Here is a 21558-nt window from a genome sequence, read left to right on the forward strand (position 1 = left end):
CACCGCGGCCCGCTAACCCGCCGCGCGATTCGCCAGTGTACTTCCGGCTGGGAACTTCAGCGCAGCAACGCCCGCATGGTGATCGGGCCCGCCGGATCGCGCGGGGCACCGGCGGGCAGTTCGAGCCGATAGGTCTGGGCGATGGTGGCCAGAACCAGCGTCGCCCGCAGCAGCGCGTAATCCTGTGCGATACGCCCGGCCCGGCCGTGACCGAACGGCAGATACGCCGATCGCGGATGCGTCTCGGCCAGGAAGCGCTCCGGACGGAACGCCCCGGGCCGACGCCACAGATCGGGCTGGCGGTGAATGACACTGGGCGACAAGACGATCGCCGCGCCCGCGCGCAGCGACATACCCGCCACGCTGTCCGCGCGCACCGCCCGCAGCGCGAACGTCCGCACCGGCGGATGCAGCCGCAGCGCCTCCGAGGCGATGGCCTGCGCCCACACCAGCCTCGGCACATCCTGTGGCCGCGCCCGTCGCCCGCACAGCACGCTGTCCACCTCGGCCTCCAGCCGCGCCCGCGCCTCGGGCGCGTCGGCCAGAAGAAGCAGCATCCGCACGAGATCGGCCGAATCGGTGGCCTCACACGACGATCGCAGCAGCAGCCGGACCGTCACCGGCACGATGGGTCGTCGGCGCAATTCCGCGTAGGCCCGACCGACCACGGCCGCGTCGGCGGCCAGACTCGGGCGCAGCGCGGCGCGGCGACGGAGGTCGAGGGTGACTCTGCGCAGTTCGACGCCGAGATCGACAATGCGCCCGTCCCACCACGTGCCGGTGACCCAGGAGGTCGCATTGGCGATCTCCGGCACGAAACCGGCTGGCCGCCACGTTCGTTCGATGGCGGCCGGGCTTTCGAACCAGTCGGCGTAGTTGTCGCGGCGGGCGTGCAGCACCCGTTCGATATGGTCGGAACCGCTCAGCAGGTACACCCCCGCGCGGCCGAGCGGAAGACCCGCCGCCCCTCGATATCTGGTGACGATTTCGGCGTAGGAGGCCAGCGGATCGCGCACGAGCCGTAACCACCACCCGAACGTTTCCCGATAGCCGACCATGTGGAGCCGATCCGGTGCGACAACCGGGATCGCGGGTGAAAGCATAGTTTCTCCAGACATTCGCGCGCCGCCAACCTACGTCCGCGTCCGATATCCCGCGATCACATCCGCATCACCGCCGCCCGCGCACGGTCAGATCTGTGTCATCGCCGGGTGCGATCCCCACCGAGAGGTCGCGTTCGACGCCTACCTTGCATCGTGTGACGGCTGTTGCGAAGAACCCCACCTGGACCTTCACCGATTTCGAATTCAACGCCCTGTGGTACGAGGCGACGGGGGAATGGATGCCCTGGCCGTTCGCCTTCACCACCGATATCGCCAGTTACGACGAATTCGTCAGCAGGCGCCGCAGGACCATGCCGCGTCTGATTCGGAGCCTGCGCTCGTCGTTCGACCAGGTGCTGCGGACCTTTTCGGCGCCCGAGGCCCGCGTGGTGGTGAACGGCTGGGGCGGTCACTCGCACCGGGATCCGGACGCGGTGCTGCGGCTGTTGGCCGTGCGACGGGGGGACCGGGGATATCTGGTCACCCAGGCGCCGGGCCGAACCTATTGGCACGGCGAGGTTCTCACCGTCACCGAATGCGATCCGCTGCGCCTGGCCGATACGGTCGTGCGGGCGCTGCCGGAACGACGGCCCGGCGGTGGGGCGGACATCGTCCTGCCCGACGGCGATATCGACGACGATCTGGACTACTTCTTCAGCGACGCGGCGGGCGATCGGGCCCGGCAGTTCCTCGACGCTCCCCTGGTCTGCGCGGGCGCCATTCACGTCATCCAGCATTTCTCGGCCTACGGTCCGCGCGGCAGCGCCCGCTACCGGCTGAACTGGCGCGATCTGGACGGCGACGGCCGGTACGTGATCGACGGCCGGGCCCCGACGATCGCGACCGCGGCCGACCATCATCTACTCGTCGCGCTGCTCGACGGCCGGATCGACGATGCCGTGGCGGCCAGCGGCCAGCGCGATACCCGGGCCGGATGAGATACAAAAAAACCCGCGCCGTTGCGCGGGTTTCTTGTGGTCTGCAACTTAGATGATGCGGACGCTCTGAGCCTGCGGGCCCTTCTGGCCCTGACCGATCTCGAACTCGACGCGCTGACCCTCGTCGAGGGACTTGAAGCCGGAGCCGGAGATCGCGGAGTAGTGGACGAACACGTCGGGGCCGCCACCGTCCTGGGCGATGAACCCGAAGCCCTTTTCGCCGTTAAACCACTTCACACTGCCTTGCACCATTACTGTGTATTACTTTCTTGTTGCGGGCCGAGCGATCACTTTCAACAACCCGTACCCAGATGGAAGCATGCCACATCTTGGGACCCCTTCGCCAAAAGGGTGCCGCAACACACACCGCGACCACGGAAAACGGGCGGATTCGCCGCCACCGGCCCCCATGGAGGACGATACGGGGGTGAATGATGAGCCTTCGCCATCCCCGAGTCTGTTCAGCCATCCCGACGCACCCGTGACCACCGGCCCGGCGGCCGCCGGCGCCACGGCGTCCCATCCGTTGTTCAGCAGCGCCGTCGTACCCACCCCCAAGACGCCCGACGAGGCTACCGACATCGCGGCGGGCGGTGGCGATCACTGAGCGTCGGCCACCCGCCGATCGCCAACGAGCGCACCGGGTTTCGGTGAACAAAGCCAGGGCATTCCCCTCGTGTTCGATATCGGTGAGAACTGAGGGTTCTGATGAGTGTGCTGTCAGGTGGGCAATCCGGGTCCAGGTCCGACACCGCAAGCCGGTTCGCGCAGAACAGCGTGCTCGAGCGCTTCGCGCGCGGGGGGTTCGTGATGACGGGGATCGTGCATTTGATCATCGGCTACATCGCGATCCGCATCGCCATCGGTGGCGGCGGCGGAACCGCGGACCAAACGGGTGCGATGGCGGAAATCGCGGCCAAGCCCTTCGGCCGCATCGCGCTGTGGATCGCAGTGATCGCGTTCGCGGCGCTGGGAGTCTGGCGACTCGCCGAGGCCGTATTCGGCAGTGCGTCCAAACCCGACAAGGACAGCACGCGGGCTGAGGCGTTCCGGCGCGCCAAGGCGGCGGCGCTCGCGGTGATCTACTTCGCCTTCGCGGTGTCGGCCTCGGTATTCGCGCGCGGCGGCGGCAAATCCAGCAGCGGCCAGAGCACGGGAATCACCGCGCGGCTGATGCAGCACACGGCGGGCACGATCGCCTTGATCCTCGTCGGACTGGTCATCGTCGCTGTCGGCGGCTACCACGCCTACAAGGGCGTCACCCGCAAATTCCTCGACGACCTGCGCGGCCCGACCGGTACCGCGGTGCGCCGACTCGGCACCGGCGGCTATATCGCCAAGGGCTTGGCCGTCGGCGCGGTCGGCCTGCTGGTGATCCTCGCCGTGACCCGCTCCGAGCCCGAGAAAGCGGGCGGCCTCGACGCCGCCTTCAAATCCCTCGGCGCGCAGCCCTACGGCGTCCTGCTGCTGATCGTGGCCGCACTGGGCATCATCGCCTACGGGCTGTACTGCTTCGTGATGGCGCGTCTGGCCAAGATGTAGCGCCGCGGGCGCGCCGATGGTCGCCACACGTACGCGGCCCTCCCCTCCAGCGAGCCGGTCCGTCTCCGCTGCCCGCACTCCCAACCGAAAGCGGCGGGTGTAACGAAAATCCTTGCAGCGCAGTTTATGTCGACCCATCGGCACATCCGCCTCCCTTTACCTTGGCAGGCAAGGTAAAGCTAGCAAGAGCAACCTTTGCGGTCAAGGTAAGATTCCGGGCCGTGGCCGCTTCTCGAGTACGCAGAGCCCCGGCGGAGGCTCGCCGATTGATCCTCGACGCCGCGGCGGCGCTTCTCGACCAGGGCGGCGTCAACGCCGTGCAGGTACGGGCGGTGGCCGCGCGGGTCGGTATGACCGACGCCGGGGTGGCCCATCATTTCGGCAATCGCGACAAACTGCTCCACGAACTCCTCCGCCACGGGGCACAACAGCTGCGAGTCGAACTGCAGGACCTCTTCGAAACATGGCTGTCCGACGAGGCCGACATCGTCGGCCTCGTCGAATTGCTCCACGCCGTCTACCGCCGCGGCTACGGAGAGCTCGCGGTGTCGTTGATTTCATCGGGATGGCGTGAGCGGGGCAGCGGATTGCTGGATACGGTCGTCGACGCACTGCATCGACGACGGCCGCCCGGCAGTTCGCTGGATGAAACGCGTCTCGCGGTCGCGGCACTGCATCAGGCGATGGCCACAGAGGCTCTCTACGGCAGCGGATTCCGACGCAGCGCGGGTTTCACCGGCGACCAGGCGGACGATGCGACCGCGCAATTGCGTTGGTGGGCAAGACAACTACACCTCGCACTCGGAATAGAGTCGGCGCGATAGGGGGCCGCGCCTGTATCGATTCCGCGTCCGACCGCCTTCCTGGATACTGAATCCGCAAGCGGTAGAACGCATCTCATACGTTTGGACCGAAGGCGGTTTCATGTCACCGACAAGATCGCTCGCAATCGCGCTCGGCGCGGCGTCCCTGTTGCTGGGGGCTACGTTCGCGCAGGCCGCGCCACCTTCCGACGATGACAATCACGCGATGGGTTCACAGATCGCCATTCACGAGGGCGGCGGGACCGGCGATCCGGGGCAACCCGATATTCGCGCGGCCGCCTCGGTGCCGGGTATGGACGTCAGCTCCTATCAGGGAAATGTGAACTGGCAGAAGGCCTGGAACGACGGGGCGCGGTTCGCCTATGTGAAGGCCACCGAATCGACGACCTATACCAATCCCGATTTCGCGCAGCAGTACAACGGTTCCTACGGCGTCGGCATGATCCGGGGCGCGTACCACTTCGCCCGACCGGACAAGAGCGGCGGCGCGGCCCAGGCCAACTACTTCCTGGCCCATGGCGGCGGCTGGTCGGCGGACGGTAAAACGCTGCCCGGCGCATTGGATATGGAATACGCGCCGTCCGGCGACAAGTGCTACGGCCTGAGCAAGACGGCCATGGCCAATTGGATCCGCGACTTCAGCGACACCTACCACGCCCGAACCAAGAAATATCCCGCGATCTACACCTCGACCAGCTGGTGGGGTCTGTGCGTGGGCCAACACGACTTCAGCTCCACCAATCCGCTGTGGGTGGCCCGATACGCCAGCACCGTGGGCGCGCTGCCCTACAACTGGAAGGTCCACACCTTCTGGCAGCACGCCTCCTCGGGCAAATTCCCCGGCGACCAGGACCTGTTCAACGGCTCCTACGACCGGCTGCAAGCCCTCGCCAAGAACCACGACCTGCGCTGAACGCCTTCGCTGGATCGGGGTGAGCCCTCGCTACCCTCGCCGCGGCTGGTGTTGGAAACCAGTGTGCCCCTAGCCGGTTTCCTCGCCGAAGCGCGCGGTGAGCGTGGCGAGGGCGTCCAGGTGAACGTCGGCTGCGCGGGGCCGCGTTCGGTCAGCTGTCGCAGCAATTCGTCGCGGTGCCCGACGAACCACGCGGCCAGATCGGAACCGCGTTCCGGCGGCGAGGTTCGGTGGTTCGCGGCCCAGGACCATGCACAGATTCTTGTGCTCGTAGACCTGACCGACATGGCTGAGCACTGTCGAGGCAGTCCATCCCGGGCACGAGGGCGTCGGGACGCTGGGATCCCGTCGCACCGCGGCGAGCAACGCATTGCTGTCGCCGAGGATCAGTTCGAGGTAGCGACGGAATTCCACCCGTCGATGATGCCATCACCGCGAGGTCGCCAGATCGATTCGTATGCCGTCGATGCGGGGAATGACGAAGACCCGGTCTCGAAACCGCTTCCACTGCTGGGGAATCAAGATGTAGGCATCCGAGGTTCGGGTCAGCAGACGTAGGCCGCTGTAGACGTAGTGGTATCGCTCGCCCGGGACGCTGATCTCGCCGACCTGGGTGCCCGTGCCTTCCAGACCGAGGCGGTCGGTGCTCAGCACGAGTACCGAGGGCCGTCCTGTGAAGGCGTACTCGGCGAGATTGCGTGCGTCCGTTGCGCCTTGACGATCCGCGTAGGTACCGATGCCCCAGACGAGGCCGACGACCGCGAGCGCGATCAATGTGGACAGCAGGATCTGGGGCGGACGGGTGCGCGTCCGACGGCGGCGCGCGCGACCGATCAATGCCGCGTATTTCGATCGGAGCAGGGCGGCATGGACCAGCAGCAGAGCGCCCGCCATGAGCAGATACGGCAGCCAGAAGTTCAGCACGGGACCGACGAGCGAGCGAAAGACCGCCGAAACCGCCACCACCGCAACGAGTCCCGCACCCCAGACGGTGGCGCCGCCGACCCACCAGCGCAGGACTCGCCGGGGCCGCCGCGTTCCGATCGCGATGATCGCAGGCAGGTGGCGGAGGTACTGGAGAATCAATGCGATCAGCAATCCGGCGACCACCGGCCAGAACGCGGTATTGATACTTCGCAATGTGTAATCGGTGACCGAATATCCGAGCATGCCGACTTCCACACCGTAATAGGCGTACCAGGCATGCGTATACACCCAGCCGAAATAGTAGAGCACCGCGGTGAGCAGAAAGGCCTGCGACGAGATCGCTCCGGTGAGGGCGAACGCCGACGACAGCGGAGACCAGCCGATCGCGCCGCCGGGTCGATCGCTCACCGCCTGGTCGGGGGCGCGGTGGTGCTCGGCGCTCCGGGACGGGGCGAACCGGTCACCCCGGGCGGACCCGCGGGTTGCTGTGGACGAACCCCGGTGACCGCGGGCGCGGTCCGCGGAATCACCTGCCCGCCGCCACCGGAATTCTCGGTCGTCATCGTATGCGAATTCGCCGGCGGCGCCGGAGATGTCTTGCACCCACCGGCGACCGCCACGACCGCGAAGACAATCGCCACCACAACCGTCGTTCTCGAGCGCATTCAGCCTTCTCCCGCAGTACTACGGTTTCATTTTCCCACCGCGTGGCTCGGCTGGTGACGCTATTGATCGATGGCCGAGGGCAATTGCTCAGCGAGCGCTGCCCAGCGCGCGGTCCTCCGCGGCGCCCTCGAGCATGAGGGTGGTCTCCTCGATGCGGCGGAAGCGGCCGTCGGGTGCGAACTCCGCGAACAGGTAGACCTCCATGCGGACCGTGGCGCCATTGGTTTTGGTGACGGTCACCGTATGCCGATCGGCGTATCGGTCGCCGTTCACGAGCTCGTCGTGCACCTGAACCTCGCCCGCCGCCACGACGTCGCGCAGATGGGCGATATGGGTCAGGAATTCCCGCCGATCGTCCCATCGGCCGTCGGTCCGCTGACGGTAGTCGGGAGCGAAGTGGCGGTCGGCGGCGACATCCAGGTCGAGACCCGGGGTGAACAGCAGATCGGTGAGAGCCGAGCGGATATCGGTGCGAAACATGGGTTTTCCTTCTGTAACTGGGATAGGGAGGGTACGACGGATCAGTTGTGCAGGTCGGCGTCGGGGATCCAGGAACCGTGGATGCCCGCGGGGACGCGGCGCGGGAGGTGGACGACGGCGATCTCGTCGAGACCGGAGGCGTCGAGAACCAGCAGCCGGGAGGCGTTCTGTTTGAGGTCGGATACGACGGTGAGCAGGTAGCCGTCGTCCTCACCGGTTCCCGCGGCGGCGGGCACGAAGACCGCTTCGCTGGGCAGCCGCGCGTCGCCGATCCGGCGGATGCGACGGGCGCCGGTGGTGCGGTCGTATTTCACCACGCCGTAACCGCCGAAACCCTTCTCGTCGGGGAAGGAGATCGCGTACTGGTAGCGGTGCTCCACGCCGAGATAGTCCTCGTTGAGCGTCGGGAATTCCACCGCCAGATCGTCGATGATCTGCTCGTCCACGGTGCCCTCGACCAGATCGATCACCCAGCGCCGGGTGTAGGAGCGAGCATTCGGCTCGGCGCCGCGGCCCGGGGCCGCGACCCACCAGTTCCAGGAGAGCTCGAATCCGACCCGATCCACGGTCGGACCCTCCAGCACGATGCGACCGCGCCCATCCTCATAGGCGTTGGCGGCGTGCAGCATATTGCCCGGCTCGATCGAGAACCAGCGAATGCGCTCCGCCCCCTCCGGACCGCGCGGCATGACCCGATGCGGGCGGGCTGCTGATCGTTCCAGCCGTAGGGGATTCCGGAGTGCTCGTTCGGATCGAAGGTGACGGTGCCCTCGATGAAGACCACATGGCCGCGGGTGATGGCGAAGTCGTGCTTGAGAGAGGCTGTGGCCCCGGGTATTTCGACGCTGTGGAGGAACTGTCCCTCGGCGTCGGCGACGTGGTGGATCAGATAGGGCGGAAACGGGGAGGAGCCGAAGAAGTGCAGCTCCCCCGTGACCGGATCGGTCTTGGGGTGGGCGGTCATGGCCGAGCGCAACTTGCCGTCGAAGTCGTAGGCGCCCAAGGTATCCAGCTCCGCGGTGAGTTCGAAGGGCAGGTTGGCCTCGCACAGCGCGAGCAGGCGGCCGCCGTGTTCGATGACGTGGGTGCCCGCGACGCTGGCGGTCAGATCGGGGCCGTGCTCGGTCATATAGGGCGCGCCGTCGAGTGCGGGGGTGTGCACCCAGCGATTGCGGTACCACTCGGCGCGGCCCTCGCGCAGGCGGATGCCGTGCACCATGCCGCTGCCCTTGAACCAATGGGTCGGGGTGACACCGGGTTTGGGGTTATGGCCGTTGCGGATCAGTCGGCCGGTCAGTTCGGGCGGCAGGGTGCCCTCGACGGTGAGTTCGGCGGCGGTGATCTCATCGGCGACGGGAGTGTAATGGCCTGTCAGATAGGGCTTTTCGACGGTCATGGCGGATGCCTTCGTTCGGCGGTTCTATTCGTCAGCGGATTTGTTCGGCACGGGCTTCGGGGCTGGCGAGCCGGTTGACGGTGAACTGTGCCCCGGCCAGCGCCGCGAGAGCGGCTCCGGAACCGCGGGTGGCGGCGGTGGCGTTCATGACCCAAAGCCTGTCCTCGATCGCTGTCCACTTTCCAGCCCCCGACGCTGTCCAACCCTGTCCACAGCTGTCCACGCGGTACGGTTGCGCCCCCTGTGGTTAGGATTTCGACGGGCGAGGCTCGAGATGGTACGGGCGCCACGGCATGGGAGAGGCGACGCCGCATGGCATCCGTGAGAGACAGACTGGCCAGCGCGCGCGTACAGGCCTTCGTCGGCCGCGAGGACGAACTCGGCCGCTTCACCGACGCATTGACGGGCGATGCCTCGGCCCCCTTCGCGTTCTACCTGTTCGGCCCGGGCGGTATCGGCAAGTCGACCCTGCTACGACGCCTCGCCGATCAGGCGCGGGCGGCCGGTCGCACGCTGCTGGATCTGGACGGCCGCTTCGTGAGCCGGGACCCGGCCGATTTCGAACGCGACGCCGCCCCGTTCCTCGAGGTACCCGGCACCGTGCTGTTCATGGACTCCTTCGAACACTGCCAGTGGCTGGAAAGCTGGCTGTGGCAACGCTTCCTGCCGCGCGCCGCCGAGGACGCCCTGGTGATCCTCGCGGGCAGGCTCGCGCCGCAATCGCAGTGGACCACCGACCCCGCCTGGTCCGAGGTGCTGTATGTGCGGGAACTCGAGCCGTTCTCCGAGGAGCAGGCCCACAGCCTGCTGACCACCACCCGGGTCCCGCCCGCGCTGCGGCCACGCATCCTGCGCTTCGCCGGAGGCAACCCGCTGGCCCTGTCGCTCGCGGCCGCCGCCGGAACGGCCGACTGGGGCCCGGAGGAAACCTGGACCCCCTCGGCCGACACCCTGCGGACCCTGCTGGCCGGTCTGATCGGCGAGGTGCCGACCGCCGCCCATCGCCGCGCCTTGGAGGTTGCGGCCCAAGCCTATTCGACGTCGGAGGAACTGCTCGCCGCGGTGCTACCCGATCAGGACGCCCACCTGCTGTTCACCTGGCTGCGCGACCTGCCCTTCGTGGAGTCCACCCATCGCGGGCTCTACCCGCACGACGCGGCACGCGAAACCCTCGCCGCCGACCTGCGCTGGCGCGCGCCCAACGCCTTCGAGACGATGCGCCGACGCCTGGCCGAGGAGTATCTACGCCTGCTGCGCGAGGCCCCCGAAGATCAGGTCTTCACCGTGACCGACGAACTCTTCCACCTTTTCCGCGGTGGTGAGATCGTGGCGCGCACCCGGACCTGGTCGCGTGAGGACGAGGTACACGACCGCCCGCTGCACGCACAGGATCTCGACACCGTGCTGCGCATGGCCGAACAGAGCGAGGGCGTCGCCTCCGCGGAGCTGGTCCGCTACTGGGCACAGCGACAGCCGCAGGCCTTCAGCGTCTACCGTCTGGTGAGCACCGGCAGGATCGTCGCGTTCACCGCTCGGCTGGCGCTGCCCGCCCCGGCCGATCCGCAGGACGTGGCCACCGATCCAGTCGTCGCGGCCGCCTGGGCATTCACCGAGGCCACCGCGCCGGTGCGGTCGGGCGAGCATATCGGCATCAGCCGTTTCTCGATCTATCCCGAGCGGTATCAGGTGCCTTCGCGCGTCATCGATCTGAGTAGCTCACGGGCCCAGGCGGAATCGGCCCGCGCCCGCGGTCGCGCGTACGGGTTCGCCGTCTGGCGCGATGCCGAGACGTGGGCGACGCGGGTCGCGGGCACCCTCACCGATACCGGTGCGCGTCCGCGGGTCGGCGAACACACCTACGGCGTATTCGGCATCGACTGGCGTCGGGTACCCGTGGAGACCTGGCTGCGCCACTTCATCGCCGCCACCGCCGTGCCCGCGTCGTCGGGGCCCTCGGGCTTCTCACGCGCCGCGTTCGACCAGGCCGTACGAGAAGCCTTGTCGCACTGGGGCAATGCCTCCGGTTTCGCCGCCTGCGCCCTGATCCGCTCTCGCCTGGCGGCCGATCTCACCGACCCCGCCGAGCAATTGCGCGTCCTTTTGCACCGGGCGGTCGACGACCTCGCCGCGGATCCGCGCGGCGTGCGCGCCCGCGAGGCGCTCACGGCGGGCTATTTTTCCGGCGCGCCGACCCAGGAGGCGGCGGCCCGCCGCCTCGGCCTCCCGTTCGGCACCTACCGGCGTCACCTACGCCACGGTTTGGACCTGCTCTGCGACGCGCTGTGGCAGCAGGAGCTGCACGGCGCCGCGTGAAGACTTCGCGCGGAACACCTTTCGGTCGGTTACAGGCCCGATGTGATCATCCGACAGACCGAACCGCCGCGCCCACATCGACCGCGGGCGAGCCCGAGGCGGGCCGTGCCTCGGCCAGATCGGGAAATCGCTGCAGCAACTGCGCGATCAACCGGCGCACCTCCCCGCAGTTGCCGATGTGAATCGCCCTGCGAACCAGCCAATCTGCTCCGCCGATCGCTTTCCATAATCTGTATCAAGTCGGTGAGCACATTCGCCTCGGCCAATTCTTTCGAGAGACTTCGGCACGGTTTGCCCATTTCCGTCGCGCAGCCGCTCATCCGCGATGATCTCCGGCTTCAGGGCCGCACGCCGAGCCATCGAGGCCGCACCCCTTATTGGAGGCGAAATCTATTGTGGTTCAGCATTTTTCAGCTACATGCTCAGTTGGACCGCTGATACGATCGGCCTCGTCGACGTCGACTGGCCGGTTCGACCCTCTCCCACTTATGACCTGGTGGTCCAACGAAAGGCTGTCCCATGAAACCCATTGGCAGCGCACTGGTTACGGTCGGCGCAATCGTCGCCCTGACCCTCGGCGCACCCCTCGCCAACGCCGGCGATCCGGCTCCCGGCGCCAACGCTCCCGCGGAGGGCACATTCCTCTATATGCAACGCGGCCAAGAACATCGTTTGAACAACCCCGACAACGGCCGGTGTTATCACATCCAGGGCGACGGCTTCACCTGGAACAACACCAACCGTGACGCGCGGCTCTATCGCGGCGACGACTGTCGCGGCGACTACGAGACCCTGGAGGCCAACGGCGGCCACGAACAGTACGCCAACTTCGGTTCGGTGAAATTCCAACGGCGATAAGACCCCGCCGATTTGTCTCCCCTGCTGCCCGCAGGGGAGACCTCAGCGACTCTCGACGCTATCGATCCACGGGTCTCGAACTTCGAACCCACCTACCTGATTCAGTTCGTGATGCCCATGGGCCGCAAGGATTTTGGCCCGTTTACTGGGCTGGATGTTGGCCTTGGTGATGTCACCGTCGTAGTGCGCGAGCACCCGCGGATCCATTACCCGCCGCCACAGCGGCGGAATGGCCGCGCACAGGATCATCGTCATATATCCGGCCGGAAGCTGCGGCGCCTCCTCGGAACAGCGCAACGTCTGATACCGACGTCCGGTATTCATGTGGTGATCGCTGTGCCGCTGCACATTGAAGATGAAGATATTGGTGACCAGCCAATCGCAGTCCCAGCTGTCCCGGGGCGAGAAGCGCGCCCATGCGCCGTTGGGCTTGCGCTCGCGCAGCAGTCCGTAGTGCTCGATGTAGCCGATGGTCTTGAGCAATGCCATACCGATCACCGCCTGCAGCAACAGGTACGGCAAAATGCCCCAGCCGAATACGGCGATCAGCCCACCGAACAGCGCTACCGTGATCGACCAGGTCTGCAGGATCTGATTCCGAATGCTCCACCACCCCTGCCCTTTTCGACGTAGCCGGTCCCGCTCCAGAATGATCGCGGCACGGAAGGCGGTGACCAGATAGCGCGGCAGGAACTCCCAGAGCGATTCCCCGTATCGCGCGCTCGAATGATCCCCGGGCGTGGCCACCCACACGTGATGTCCGCGATTGTGTTCGACCGTGAAATGACCGTAACCCGATTGCGCCAGAACGATTTTCGACAGCCACCGCTCCAATTTCTCGACCCGATGCCCCAATTCGTGCGCGGCATTGATACTGATGAAGCTCACGAACCCCACCGATGCCGTCAGGCCCAGTTTGTCCACCACACTCAACTCGTGCCCCGACCACATGGCGCACGCCACGATCAGCCCGACCAGCTGAACCGGCAGGAACAGATACGAGCACCACCGGTAGTACCGATCGTTCGACAGCAGCGCGTAATCCTCGTCCCGTGGATTCCTGCGGTCCTCCCCCACCAACCGATCCAATACCGGAATAACGATGAATACGACCATCGGACCGCTCCACCAGAAGACCGGCCACCCCGTTCGCAGCACCAACTGCGAGGGCAACAACGCGATCGCCGGCGCGATGAACCCCAAAACCCACAGATGCCGCTTGGGATCAGGTGATCCCGGGCGTTTGCCTAGTATTCGCACGTCTGCCCTTGGATGCGACTCGAAACTTCATTTCGGACGGTCGAAGCATACGACGAGACCGCGAATATTTTCATTGGAGACCTTTCAGTTAAGCAATACCTAAAGGTGGTCATGGCAATCCGGCCCCCGGCAGTTAACCGCGGCTTATATCACCGGTCGGCAGCACACCGACAATTCACAATCTTCCGTTGTGAGACGCTCGAGATTTGCTGCGATCGAGAGCGCGGTCTGCTCGACAACTCGGAAAGGCAACTGCTCCAGCGCATTTCAGCTCATGAGGAGCCAATTGGACTGAGCACGAGCGGAACCCGCTGCGATGCCGGGCCCGATCCTCTCTGATCACCACCGAGTGCGGAAAGCCCGTTTTGTTCTGGTAGCGCGAAAAGCTCGGTTTCACTCGTCATGGTCGCGCGGTACCGTCCGGTCGGGTGAGCGATTCCCATTTCGGGAATATCTTTGTCGCGCAACGAGAGCTGACCGCGTCGTATACAGTGATTCGGCGTCCACACGTCTACGAGGCGGATCATCGTTATTTCCTCGCACTCCGAACAAAGGGAGCCACACATTCCGACTTACCGGAATGCAGGTGGTGTCCGTCCGAAACAGTCTGGAGTTTACTCGTGAGTTCCCCACGACCACAGGAACCGGAACAGTACTGTCCGGTCGTCCACGGCTCGCCATTCGATTCCGAGGGCCCACGCGTGCACCTGCATTCGCACGGGTTCGCCGCGAATCCGCACCCGACCTACCGTGCGATGCGAGAGCGTTACGGCCCCTTGGCCCCCGTCGAACTGGCGCCGGGGGTGCCGGCCACGTTGGTGATCGACTACAACACCGCCGTCCGAATCCTCAACGACCCCGATCACTTCCCGGCCGATCCGCGCGCCTGGCAGAAGAACGCGCCCGGCGACTGCCCGATCCTGCCGCTGCTGGAGTGGCGGCCGACCGCGGGCAGAAACACCGGAACCGATTTCGTACGTTACCGACGGGCCGTCACCGAAAGTATCGACCAGGTAGACCTCTATGCCATCCACGGCCGCATCGAACAGCTCGCCGTCCCCCTGATCAACGCGTTCTGTGAGAATGGCGCGGCCGAACTCATCCGGGAGTACGCCTTCCCGCTCACCTTCCAGACCATGACCGCCGTACTCGGATGTCCGCCGGACATGGCGCAACGACTCTCCGCGCGAACCGCCTCGATCGTCGAGGACGCCGACACCGGCGACAGCAACCAGCTGCTCCATGGGGTGCTGCGAGACCTGGTGGCGCTCAAGCGAACCGAGCCCCGAAACGACGTCACCTCGGCGCTGCTGCGCCATCCGGCCGGACTCACCGAGTCGGAGATCGTGCACAATCTCGCCCAGATCTACAATGCCGGAATCGAATTCCTGCTCAATCTGATCGCCAACACCCTGCTGCTGATCCTCACCGAGGAGCGATTCGGCGGCAGCGTGCTGGGCGGGAACCTGTCCACCCGCGACGCGATCGACGAGGTGCTGTTCAACGACCCGCCGTTGGCAAACCTGCTGATCACCTACCCACGTCAACCGATCCTCATCGAGGATGTCTGGCTGCCCGCCCACCAGCCGGTCGTGATCAGTGTGGCCGCCTGCAACACCGATCCCACGATCCAGACCGATGATCTGGCAGGCAATCGCGCCCATCTGGCCTGGGGCCTGGGCTCACACACCTGCCCCGCACAGCCGATGGCATATCTGATCGCGCAGGGCGCCATCGATCAGCTCCTCGACGCGCTGCCGGATATGGAGGCGAACATGCCGACCGACGCATCCACATGGCGGCCGGGTCCCTTCTACCGAGCCCTGACCGCGCTGCCGGTCACCTTTCCACCCTCCGCACCCTTGAACACTCCTCGCTGATCGGCTGGACCGGTGTGTTGCCGACCGAAATCGCTTTCGCGGCAACCACACCGATCACGACATAATCGAACTTGCGGGCCGCGCGTTCAGATGTGCAGCTGCGCGGATTGCGGAAATACGACCGGCAGCGCGGTCAGCGCCCGATGGAAGGGACCCGGTCGCCAAACCAATTCGTCCATCGGCACCGCCAACGTGATATCCGGCAACGCGTCGAGGAGTTGGTCGATGGCTTCCTGCACAGTCAGATACGCGATGGACTTGGCCGGGCACGTATGCGCCCCCGTACTCCACGCGAGATGCGACCGATTACCGACCCGGCTGCGGCCCGGATCGCTGGTCCCGCGGATCTCCGGATCGTTGTTGCAGGCGGCCAAACTGATCACGACCGGCTGGTGGGCGGGCAGCCAGACGCCGTCGAACATGATCGGCTGCCGTGGATATGTGGTGCAGAAGTTCGCGATGGGCGGATCGTTGAACAGCACCTCGTCGAGCGCGTCGACGGTCGACAGATTTCTGCCGAGACCGTCGCTCCCGAACCGGAACCGATCATCGGTGATCATCAGCAGCAGCGCATTGGTGATCAGGTTGCGCTGCGCCTCGAAACCCGCGCCGTAGAAACTCATCAGCTGGGCGAAGACCTCGACATCGTCCAGATCCGTCGAATGCTGCGCCAGCCGTGAAGTGATATCGTCACCAGGACACACGCGTTTGTACTGAATCAATTCCATCAGAGCCTGTTTGAGCATCTTCATGCCCTCCGAGGCCCTGACCGTATCGAAACGCGCTGCCATACCGTTCGCGACCTGCGCCCCGATATCGGCCGGGCACCCGACCATCCGATTGAGCACCTCGAGCACGAGCGGAAACGCGTACTGGGCCACCAGATCCGCGGAACCTACCTCGCAGAAGGTGTTGATCAACGGAACCGCTGCCTTCTCCACAACGGAATGCATACCGTACAGATCGATTCCGGCGATGCTCGCGACGGAGGCGCCCCGATAGCGGGCATGGAGGGCCCCGCTGTTGTAACGAGCGGCCGGATACCACTCCATCATCGGCCGAACCGGAGAGTCCGCGGGGATGGTTTTCTGCCAGCTGCGCGGGTCGGCGGGGAAATGTTCGGGGTCGTTGAGGATTCGCACGGCGGCCTTGTAGCCGATCACCAGTGTGGCGGGCACGCCCGGCGCCAGCTCGATGGGTACCAGTGAACCGTATCGGTGCCGCATTTCGCGGTAGGCGCGGTGCGGATCCGCGACGAATTCCGGGGTGTACAGCGGCGTTCGGGGGCCATCGATATCCGCGTACTCCGGGTGCGCGACGGGACAGGCGCCCTCGGCGGCGGTGTGAGACTCGAACGCGGAGAACTGTGGTGTGGTCAAGGAAGTAGCTCCAGACGGCAGACGAGTGGGTTGAAGCTACAGCGTCCCTACGCCTGCCGTCCAGGATCAGGCGTCCAAAACCTGGCGATGCACGGAATTCGGCAACGTTGTCGCAACGTCCAACTCCTTGGCGGGCAGGCTTTTTCGCGACAAGCCACGCAACTCGGTCAGAGCGGCGACGACACAATGCAGTGTCTGCACGGGATTCAATCGCGGGTCGCACCGGGTCCGGTGCTCGGCCACCGAATCATCGGACTGCCGAGCACCCCAGCCTCCGACGCATTCGGAGACGGCCTCCGGCGCGCATTCGAGATGCAGTCCGCCGGGAACCGTGCCGGTGGCCCGGCAAGCCTGGAAGAACGCGCGGATCTCCGCCACGATGTCGTCGACCCGACGAATCTTCTGCCCGCGATACATTCGCGTATTGGCGTGCATCGGATCGCATATCCAGCACACCGGACTTCCGACGGCCGCCGCGGCGTCGAACAACGCAGGCAGTCCGTCGACCGCGCGCTCGGCCCCCAGGCGGGGGATGAGTGTGAGTCGCCCCGGCCGGTTCTCCGGATTCAAACGCGCGCACAGCGATTCGACATCGCGCGGGGTGGCGGCCGGACCGAGCTTCACCGCCACCGGATTGTGCACTTCGGCCGCGAACCGTACATGCCCCTGAGCCGGGTTTCGCGTGCGGTCGCCGATCCACAGCAGCTGGGTCGAGCAGTCCCACCACCGACGATCCGAGCCGCGCCGGGTCAGGGCGGCCTCGTAGGGCAGGATCAGCGCCTCATGGGAGACGTGCAGCCGCGAAATCGAGCTGTACAACTCGCGGGAGCGCGCGGGTGCGACCGCGGCGGTGGACAGCAGTCCCGCGACCGCACGCAACAGCTCACGCGGCACCGGCTCGACGCATCGATCCGCCGCCTCCACAAGGATCTTCGCGCACAACGTCGTCGGCGGTGCGGCGCAGCGGCGCAGGTAGTTGAGCGTGGCCGCCGCATGGAAATACGCGTCCAACAAGCGGTTCGGATCGGGCGTACGGACCGCCGGATCACGTTCATGACCGTTGACCATGTCGCCGTAGTAGGACATCAGTCCGGTGCCGGGCTCGACCGGCGTGGAGCGCGGTTTGGCGTACTGTCCGGCCAGCCGTCCGATCGAGACGATCGGCAGCCCGAGGCCATGGGCCAGTACGGACGCGGCGGCATGCATCAGGGCGCGGCGCGCGGCCAGCGCGCCGGTGTCGCACATGGCGAATGTCTCGGCGCAGTCACCGAGGTGCAGCACGAACGCCCGCCCGTGCACAGCCTCGGCCAGATCGGCTGTGAGCGAACTACATTCGTCCGGGTGCACCAGCGGCGGCAGGCCGCGCAGGCGTTCCACGGTGGTACGCAGCGCCGCGGTGTCCGGCCAGGGCGGCTGATACTGCGACGTCTCATGGCCTGCCGCGGGCAGGGCCGTCGCCAGGTCGGTCGGTCCCGGATCCGACGTTTCGGGCTCGTCGCCCCAGTGCGGATCACCGCCGTCGGTGTAGCTGTGATCGGGTGGAATAACACTGGGGTTGAACGACTCTCGGATGTAGCAGAGAGGTCGGTCACCCAGCACGATCACATAGGATTTCGCCGCGCACGCGCGCCCGTCGGGCCATCTGGCCAGACCGACTCGCAGGATACTGCGCCTTTGGGACACACCCCGGGCCATCAAGCTGTATCCGATCGGCATCCGGATATCGTCGACACCGCTCGCGGCGGCGGGTTCGCTCACGGTGACGACGTGGTTGACGGATACGGTGCGCATGTCGGGATCCATCAGGCACGATCTGCGGACGATGACATGATCGTTGCCGGACGATCGCAACGCGTCGCTCACCACAGCCGGTAGCCGCTCGGCCGACAATTCGTCCTGTCGCAGCACGCGAACCTCGAGCTCGGTGCCCAGTATCGCTTCGAGAACCGGCATGGTGAAGCCGTCGCTCGCCAGCAGCATCCGAGTGAGCGGGTGATCGAACCGGGCGATTTCGACTCTGTTCGTCCGGAACCCCGAACCGCCGGCGGGGATTTCGCCCGGCAGATCGGGAACGGACTCGGTGATGGTCATGGCCTTCGCGGTTCGACGGCGATCAATGCACGGCGGAGCCGACACGACGCGGGGGATGGAACGGTCGCACGACGCCTTGCCGCTCCGTCTCACTGCGCGGCCGCTTGGTCAGGCCGAGCACCGGATCGGTCGTGATGCGCATATCGCCCATCACCGTGTCCGGTCCGAGTGGGTCGCGCCAGATGTTCCATACCGGCGACATGTCCAAGCCACCCATGTATTTGATGTTGGATTCGGCCGCTCGCTCGTGGACGTGTTCGGTCTCGGTCACGATCGCGTCCGTCTGTATCCGCCGCTGCTGTCCCGAGGACTCGTCCACATCGGTCAGACCCGCCATGATCCTGGTGAACGACTCCTGTGGCGTGTCCCCATCGCGTTCTTCGGTGAGAGTGCTCGCGTGCGAGAAGTATTCGTCGGACCCCACGTATTGCTTGTACAACCGGGAGACCAGAACCAGGAACCGCGAGTACGCGCGTCGATAGGTGTAGTCGAAGAAGGCCAGAGCCTCCGGCTCACTCATTTCACCGCGCAATGCGGTCGAAATCGACGCGGACGCGACCAACGCGCCGTAGGTGGCCAAGTGAACACCGGTGGACAACAACGGATCGAGGAAGCAGGCCGAGTCTCCGACGATCGCGTATCCGGGGCCACAGAAGCGATCGGAAACATAAGAGTAGTCCTGTTCGGCCCGAACGGTATCGACCTGTTCGGCTCCCGCCAGCATTTCGCTCATCGCCGGGCTGCGGCGGATGACATCATGGTAGTAAGCGGCCAGCGAACCATGCTCTGCTCGCATCGCACCGGCCCGGCGCGTGGAAACCACATAGCCGACGCTGAATCGCCCGTCTGACAGCGGGATATGCCATAACCAACCGCCCTCGCGGGTCGATACGACATTGATCGCACCTTCGGGACTTTCCGAATGCAGGCGGGCGCCGCGCCAGTACGACCAGATCGCGATGTTCCGGAAGGCCGCGTGCGGCCGACGCATATCGAAATGCCTCCGCGACAACATGCCGGCACGTCCCGAAGCGTCGACGAGAAAGTCGAACTCGGTGGTTCGCACACGTTCGTCGCCGAACCCGGTCCATTCGACGGCCGTCGGACGATCGCCCTCGAACAGGACACGCCGAGCGGTGGCCTGCTCGATCACCTCGGCGCCCTGATCAGAGGCGTTGCGTAGTAGTAGGTCGTCGAACACGGCCCGATCCACCTGCCACGACCAGGCCTCCGCGTCCACGAGTTTGGACCAATCCAACAGCCAGGTGTCCTTCTGCCATAAAAACACGCCACCCCGTTTCACCTGAAAACCGGCCGCGGCGACCCGGTCGTAGGCGCCGGACAGGCGAAGAGTCGACAGGCAGGAGGCCAGGAGTGACTCGCCGATGTGATAGCGAGGGAATTTCTCTCGTTCCAGGACGGTCACTCGCATTCCCGATCGCGCGAGTAGGGCGGCAGTGGTCGAGCCCGCCGGGCCGCCACCTATCACCAGAACATGCGGAATGTGCTCCATCGCAAGCTCCCTGAACTTATCGATAACCGGTAGTGGCCCTGTACCGATGACAAAGCGACTCGGGCTCGAATCCCGGGATAAGCCCGGATCAACTGATGCCATTGTGCGGGTCGACTACAATGAGAACGTATTAACCGTAGCATGAGTAGCTCGATCATATTGCGAAAACGGATGCGGCAGTGCACATTTAACCTCGTCCACTGCACGGTCGGAGCTGTCTCTCGATACGAGTTGATCACATTTCCCCAGCCGATTCGAACGTGCCGGACATGTCGCCGAGAGTACGCGGGCGAGAGTTATCAATGAATTTATCTCCACGACAACAGGGATGACAGCGGTTCGCCGAAAGTTATCTCCGGTCGGCCATCTTCGCGGAGCCAGTGCATGTCAATAGGTTTCGCCGGCGTCGACATCCGAGCGAACGGGCGCGAAAATAGCACTGCCATCGAAACTCGGTGCGTAACAGAGCAACTGGACAATTGACTGCCGAGTCGATGATGTGTCGCCGAACCGATCCCCTTCCCCGGAGGCTCGCGAGCGTTCCCGTCGTCACCATCGCCCCAATTCAACCTACCGGTCGGTTGTGTCGGATCGTCGGCGGCGGTCCGGATGCGTCGCCCGCCCCCTGCGCGGACACCCGCGCCACCGCGCCGGTTCCCGCCCGCCGCGGCGCAGACAATTCGGAAATCACAAACCGGTCGTCCGAATATCGATTTGCCGCCGCCCACCCACATCCACCGTCAGGCGAGAATTCAGTACCGGCAATCGATGAACAATCTCCAAACGAAAAGGTTACTGTTCGAGGGAGCAGCTGGTACCGTATGGCCGTCGTCGTCGAGCGGTGGAGCGCATGATCTTCGGTCAGGCTCTCCTTCGACCCGAAAATGCTTGTCCGGTAATTGCTTCGACACATTTGAATCCGGTAATAAGCGACATTTTACGGGCACGGCGTGCGATCGACGAGACCGGAATGGACGAGGCGGCCGCGCGGCCGACGAGGAAACCTGATGAATCACCCTGCTGTCGTAACGCTTTCGTGGATCCTCACCGCAATATCCCTGTCTGTCGTCGCCGCAGCCCTATACGCGTTGACCTATGCGGCACAACAGCGTTCCCGGGCGATCGCCGCCGAACGAGCGCTACGCGTCCACGACGAAGACAGTGCGGCCGCCCTCCGCGCCTGCAAAGCCGCCGCGGAGACAGCGCGCCGAGATCACGAAGCCGAACTCGAGAACGCGCTGCTGGCCCGGGAGGCCGAACTCGAGCATTTCGCCGTTACCACGATGCCATTCCTGGTCGAATCGGTCCGCCGCTCCGGTAGCACCATCGAGATCCCGATAGGCAACAGCGACAACCGCTTCGAACAGATCCTCCGCGGTCTCGCCGACCGCTATATCGCTGACCTGCGCCTGGTTGCCGACGAGGCCGGTGAGCTCGCCCGTCGCGAGACGTCCGCCGCCGCCGCGCGGGCCGCG

Annotated in this window: 17 protein-coding genes and 2 pseudogenes; 9 read left to right on the forward strand and 10 right to left on the reverse strand. The window is 65.5% G+C overall.

The genetic code is table 11. From position 1 onward, the window contains the following. Nucleotides 1-56: 56 nt before the first annotated feature. Nucleotides 57-1103, reverse strand: a complete 1047-nt coding sequence (locus NP4_RS30800) for a cytochrome P450 (RefSeq protein WP_169813830.1) — start codon at nt 1101-1103, stop codon at nt 57-59. 155 nt (nt 1104-1258) lie between these two features. Here NP4_RS30800 and NP4_RS30805 point away from each other — a divergent pair, with 155 nt between their 5' ends. Continuing rightward, nucleotides 1259-2041: an ESX secretion-associated protein EspG gene (locus NP4_RS30805; RefSeq protein WP_068005461.1), complete on the forward strand. Its 783-nt coding sequence runs from the start codon at nt 1259-1261 to the stop codon at nt 2039-2041. A 48-nt stretch (nt 2042-2089) separates the two neighbouring features. On the opposite strand, the gene NP4_RS30810 is transcribed toward NP4_RS30805, so the two are convergent. Continuing rightward, nucleotides 2090-2293: a cold-shock protein gene (locus NP4_RS30810; protein WP_062509739.1), complete on the reverse strand. Its 204-nt coding sequence runs from the start codon at nt 2291-2293 to the stop codon at nt 2090-2092. Between the two features lie 175 nt (nt 2294-2468). Here NP4_RS30810 and NP4_RS30815 point away from each other — a divergent pair, with 175 nt between their 5' ends. The 4 genes from NP4_RS30815 (at nt 2469) to NP4_RS30830 (ending at nt 5320) form a co-directional block, all read left to right on the forward strand. Beyond that, nucleotides 2469-2648: a hypothetical protein gene (locus NP4_RS30815; protein ID WP_147288122.1), complete on the forward strand. Its 180-nt coding sequence runs from the start codon at nt 2469-2471 to the stop codon at nt 2646-2648. Nucleotides 2649-2749: 101 nt separating this feature from the next. Next, a complete protein-coding gene (locus NP4_RS30820) occupies nt 2750-3583 on the forward strand; it encodes a DUF1206 domain-containing protein (RefSeq protein WP_068005464.1) in 834 nt (277 codons plus the stop codon). A gap of 221 nt (nt 3584-3804) precedes the next feature. After that, nucleotides 3805-4407, forward strand: a complete 603-nt coding sequence (locus tag NP4_RS30825; protein ID WP_068005465.1) for a TetR/AcrR family transcriptional regulator — start codon at nt 3805-3807, stop codon at nt 4405-4407. Between the two features lie 205 nt (nt 4408-4612). After that, a complete protein-coding gene (locus NP4_RS30830) occupies nt 4613-5320 on the forward strand; it encodes a lysozyme (protein ID WP_068005467.1) in 708 nt (235 codons plus the stop codon). Nucleotides 5321-5389: 69 nt separating this feature from the next. Here the strand turns inward: NP4_RS30830 and NP4_RS43465 are convergent, their stop codons facing one another. From NP4_RS43465 to NP4_RS43470, 4 genes and pseudogenes are all read right to left on the reverse strand, one after another. After that, nucleotides 5390-5734 (reverse strand): maleylpyruvate isomerase N-terminal domain-containing protein, encoded by a 345-nt coding sequence (locus tag NP4_RS43465; RefSeq protein ID WP_068005470.1) that lies wholly within the window; start codon nt 5732-5734, stop codon nt 5390-5392. A gap of 15 nt (nt 5735-5749) precedes the next feature. Further along, a complete protein-coding gene (locus tag NP4_RS30840) occupies nt 5750-6655 on the reverse strand; it encodes a hypothetical protein (RefSeq protein WP_068005472.1) in 906 nt (301 codons plus the stop codon). Between the two features lie 345 nt (nt 6656-7000). Next, entirely contained in the window at nt 7001-7393 is a 393-nt protein-coding gene (locus NP4_RS30850; protein WP_068005476.1) for a nuclear transport factor 2 family protein, read from the reverse strand. 41 nt (nt 7394-7434) lie between these two features. Continuing rightward, nucleotides 7435-8789: pseudogene (locus NP4_RS43470) on the reverse strand (carotenoid oxygenase family protein). A 312-nt stretch (nt 8790-9101) separates the two neighbouring features. On the opposite strand from NP4_RS43470, the gene NP4_RS30860 reads away from it, so the two are divergent. Further along, nucleotides 9102-11102, forward strand: coding sequence for an AAA family ATPase (locus tag NP4_RS30860; RefSeq protein WP_068005477.1), 2001 nt, complete (start codon nt 9102-9104; stop codon nt 11100-11102). 519 nt (nt 11103-11621) lie between these two features. Continuing rightward, nucleotides 11622-11960 (forward strand): hypothetical protein, encoded by a 339-nt coding sequence (locus tag NP4_RS30865; protein WP_068005478.1) that lies wholly within the window; start codon nt 11622-11624, stop codon nt 11958-11960. Nucleotides 11961-12002: 42 nt separating this feature from the next. On the opposite strand, the gene NP4_RS30870 is transcribed toward NP4_RS30865, so the two are convergent. Then, on the reverse strand, nt 12003-13076 hold the full coding sequence (locus NP4_RS30870) for an alkane 1-monooxygenase (protein WP_245998760.1): 1074 nt from the start codon (nt 13074-13076) through the stop codon (nt 12003-12005). Between the two features lie 764 nt (nt 13077-13840). On the opposite strand from NP4_RS30870, the gene NP4_RS30875 reads away from it, so the two are divergent. Further along, entirely contained in the window at nt 13841-15100 is a 1260-nt protein-coding gene (locus NP4_RS30875; protein ID WP_068005479.1) for a cytochrome P450 family protein, read from the forward strand. 86 nt (nt 15101-15186) lie between these two features. Here NP4_RS30875 and NP4_RS30880 read toward each other — a convergent pair whose 3' ends face one another. The 3 genes from NP4_RS30880 to qhpG all read right to left on the reverse strand — a co-directional run bounded on the left by NP4_RS30880 (nt 15187) and on the right by qhpG (nt 20083). Then, nucleotides 15187-16479 carry a cytochrome P450 family protein gene (locus NP4_RS30880; RefSeq protein WP_068005480.1) on the reverse strand — a complete coding sequence of 431 codons (1293 nt, stop codon included), beginning with the start codon at nt 16477-16479 and terminating at the stop codon, nt 15187-15189. A 66-nt stretch (nt 16480-16545) separates the two neighbouring features. Beyond that, nucleotides 16546-18570 carry a 3-deoxy-7-phosphoheptulonate synthase gene (locus NP4_RS30885; RefSeq protein ID WP_068005481.1) on the reverse strand — a complete coding sequence of 675 codons (2025 nt, stop codon included), beginning with the start codon at nt 18568-18570 and terminating at the stop codon, nt 16546-16548. 22 nt (nt 18571-18592) lie between these two features. Beyond that, the gene (gene qhpG, locus NP4_RS30890) at nt 18593-20083 is read right to left on the reverse strand and encodes a flavin-dependent monooxygenase QhpG (protein WP_068005482.1); all 1491 of its coding nucleotides are present in this window, start codon (nt 20081-20083) and stop codon (nt 18593-18595) included. Between the two features lie 1007 nt (nt 20084-21090). Between qhpG and NP4_RS30895 the strand changes: the two are divergent. Next, a pseudogene (locus NP4_RS30895) lies at nt 21091-21558 on the forward strand (hypothetical protein); the annotation flags it as partial.

Origin of the sequence: Nocardia pseudobrasiliensis NBRC 108224, assembly GCF_001613105.1 — a bacterium.
GTDB classification, from domain to species: Bacteria; Actinomycetota; Actinomycetes; order Mycobacteriales; family Mycobacteriaceae; genus Nocardia; species Nocardia pseudobrasiliensis.

What these genes read in the sequence shown, in the direction of transcription:
- NP4_RS30800 (WP_169813830.1), bottom strand. Translation starts at nt 1,103, where the DNA reads ATGCTTTCACCCGCGATCCCGGTTGTCGCACCGGATCGGCTCCACATG.
- NP4_RS30810 (WP_062509739.1), bottom strand. Translation starts at nt 2,293, where the DNA reads ATGGTGCAAGGCAGTGTGAAGTGGTTTAACGGCGAAAAGGGCTTCGGG.
- NP4_RS30820 (WP_068005464.1), top strand. Translation starts at nt 2,750, where the DNA reads ATGAGTGTGCTGTCAGGTGGGCAATCCGGGTCCAGGTCCGACACCGCA.
- NP4_RS30830 (WP_068005467.1), top strand. Translation starts at nt 4,613, where the DNA reads ATGGGTTCACAGATCGCCATTCACGAGGGCGGCGGGACCGGCGATCCG.
- NP4_RS30850 (WP_068005476.1), bottom strand. Translation starts at nt 7,393, where the DNA reads ATGTTTCGCACCGATATCCGCTCGGCTCTCACCGATCTGCTGTTCACC.
- NP4_RS30860 (WP_068005477.1), top strand. Translation starts at nt 9,102, where the DNA reads ATGGCATCCGTGAGAGACAGACTGGCCAGCGCGCGCGTACAGGCCTTC.
- NP4_RS30865 (WP_068005478.1), top strand. Translation starts at nt 11,622, where the DNA reads ATGAAACCCATTGGCAGCGCACTGGTTACGGTCGGCGCAATCGTCGCC.
- NP4_RS30870 (WP_245998760.1), bottom strand. Translation starts at nt 13,076, where the DNA reads ATGGTCGTATTCATCGTTATTCCGGTATTGGATCGGTTGGTGGGGGAG.
- NP4_RS30885 (WP_068005481.1), bottom strand. Translation starts at nt 18,570, where the DNA reads ATGACCATCACCGAGTCCGTTCCCGATCTGCCGGGCGAAATCCCCGCC.
- qhpG (WP_068005482.1), bottom strand. Translation starts at nt 20,083, where the DNA reads ATGGAGCACATTCCGCATGTTCTGGTGATAGGTGGCGGCCCGGCGGGC.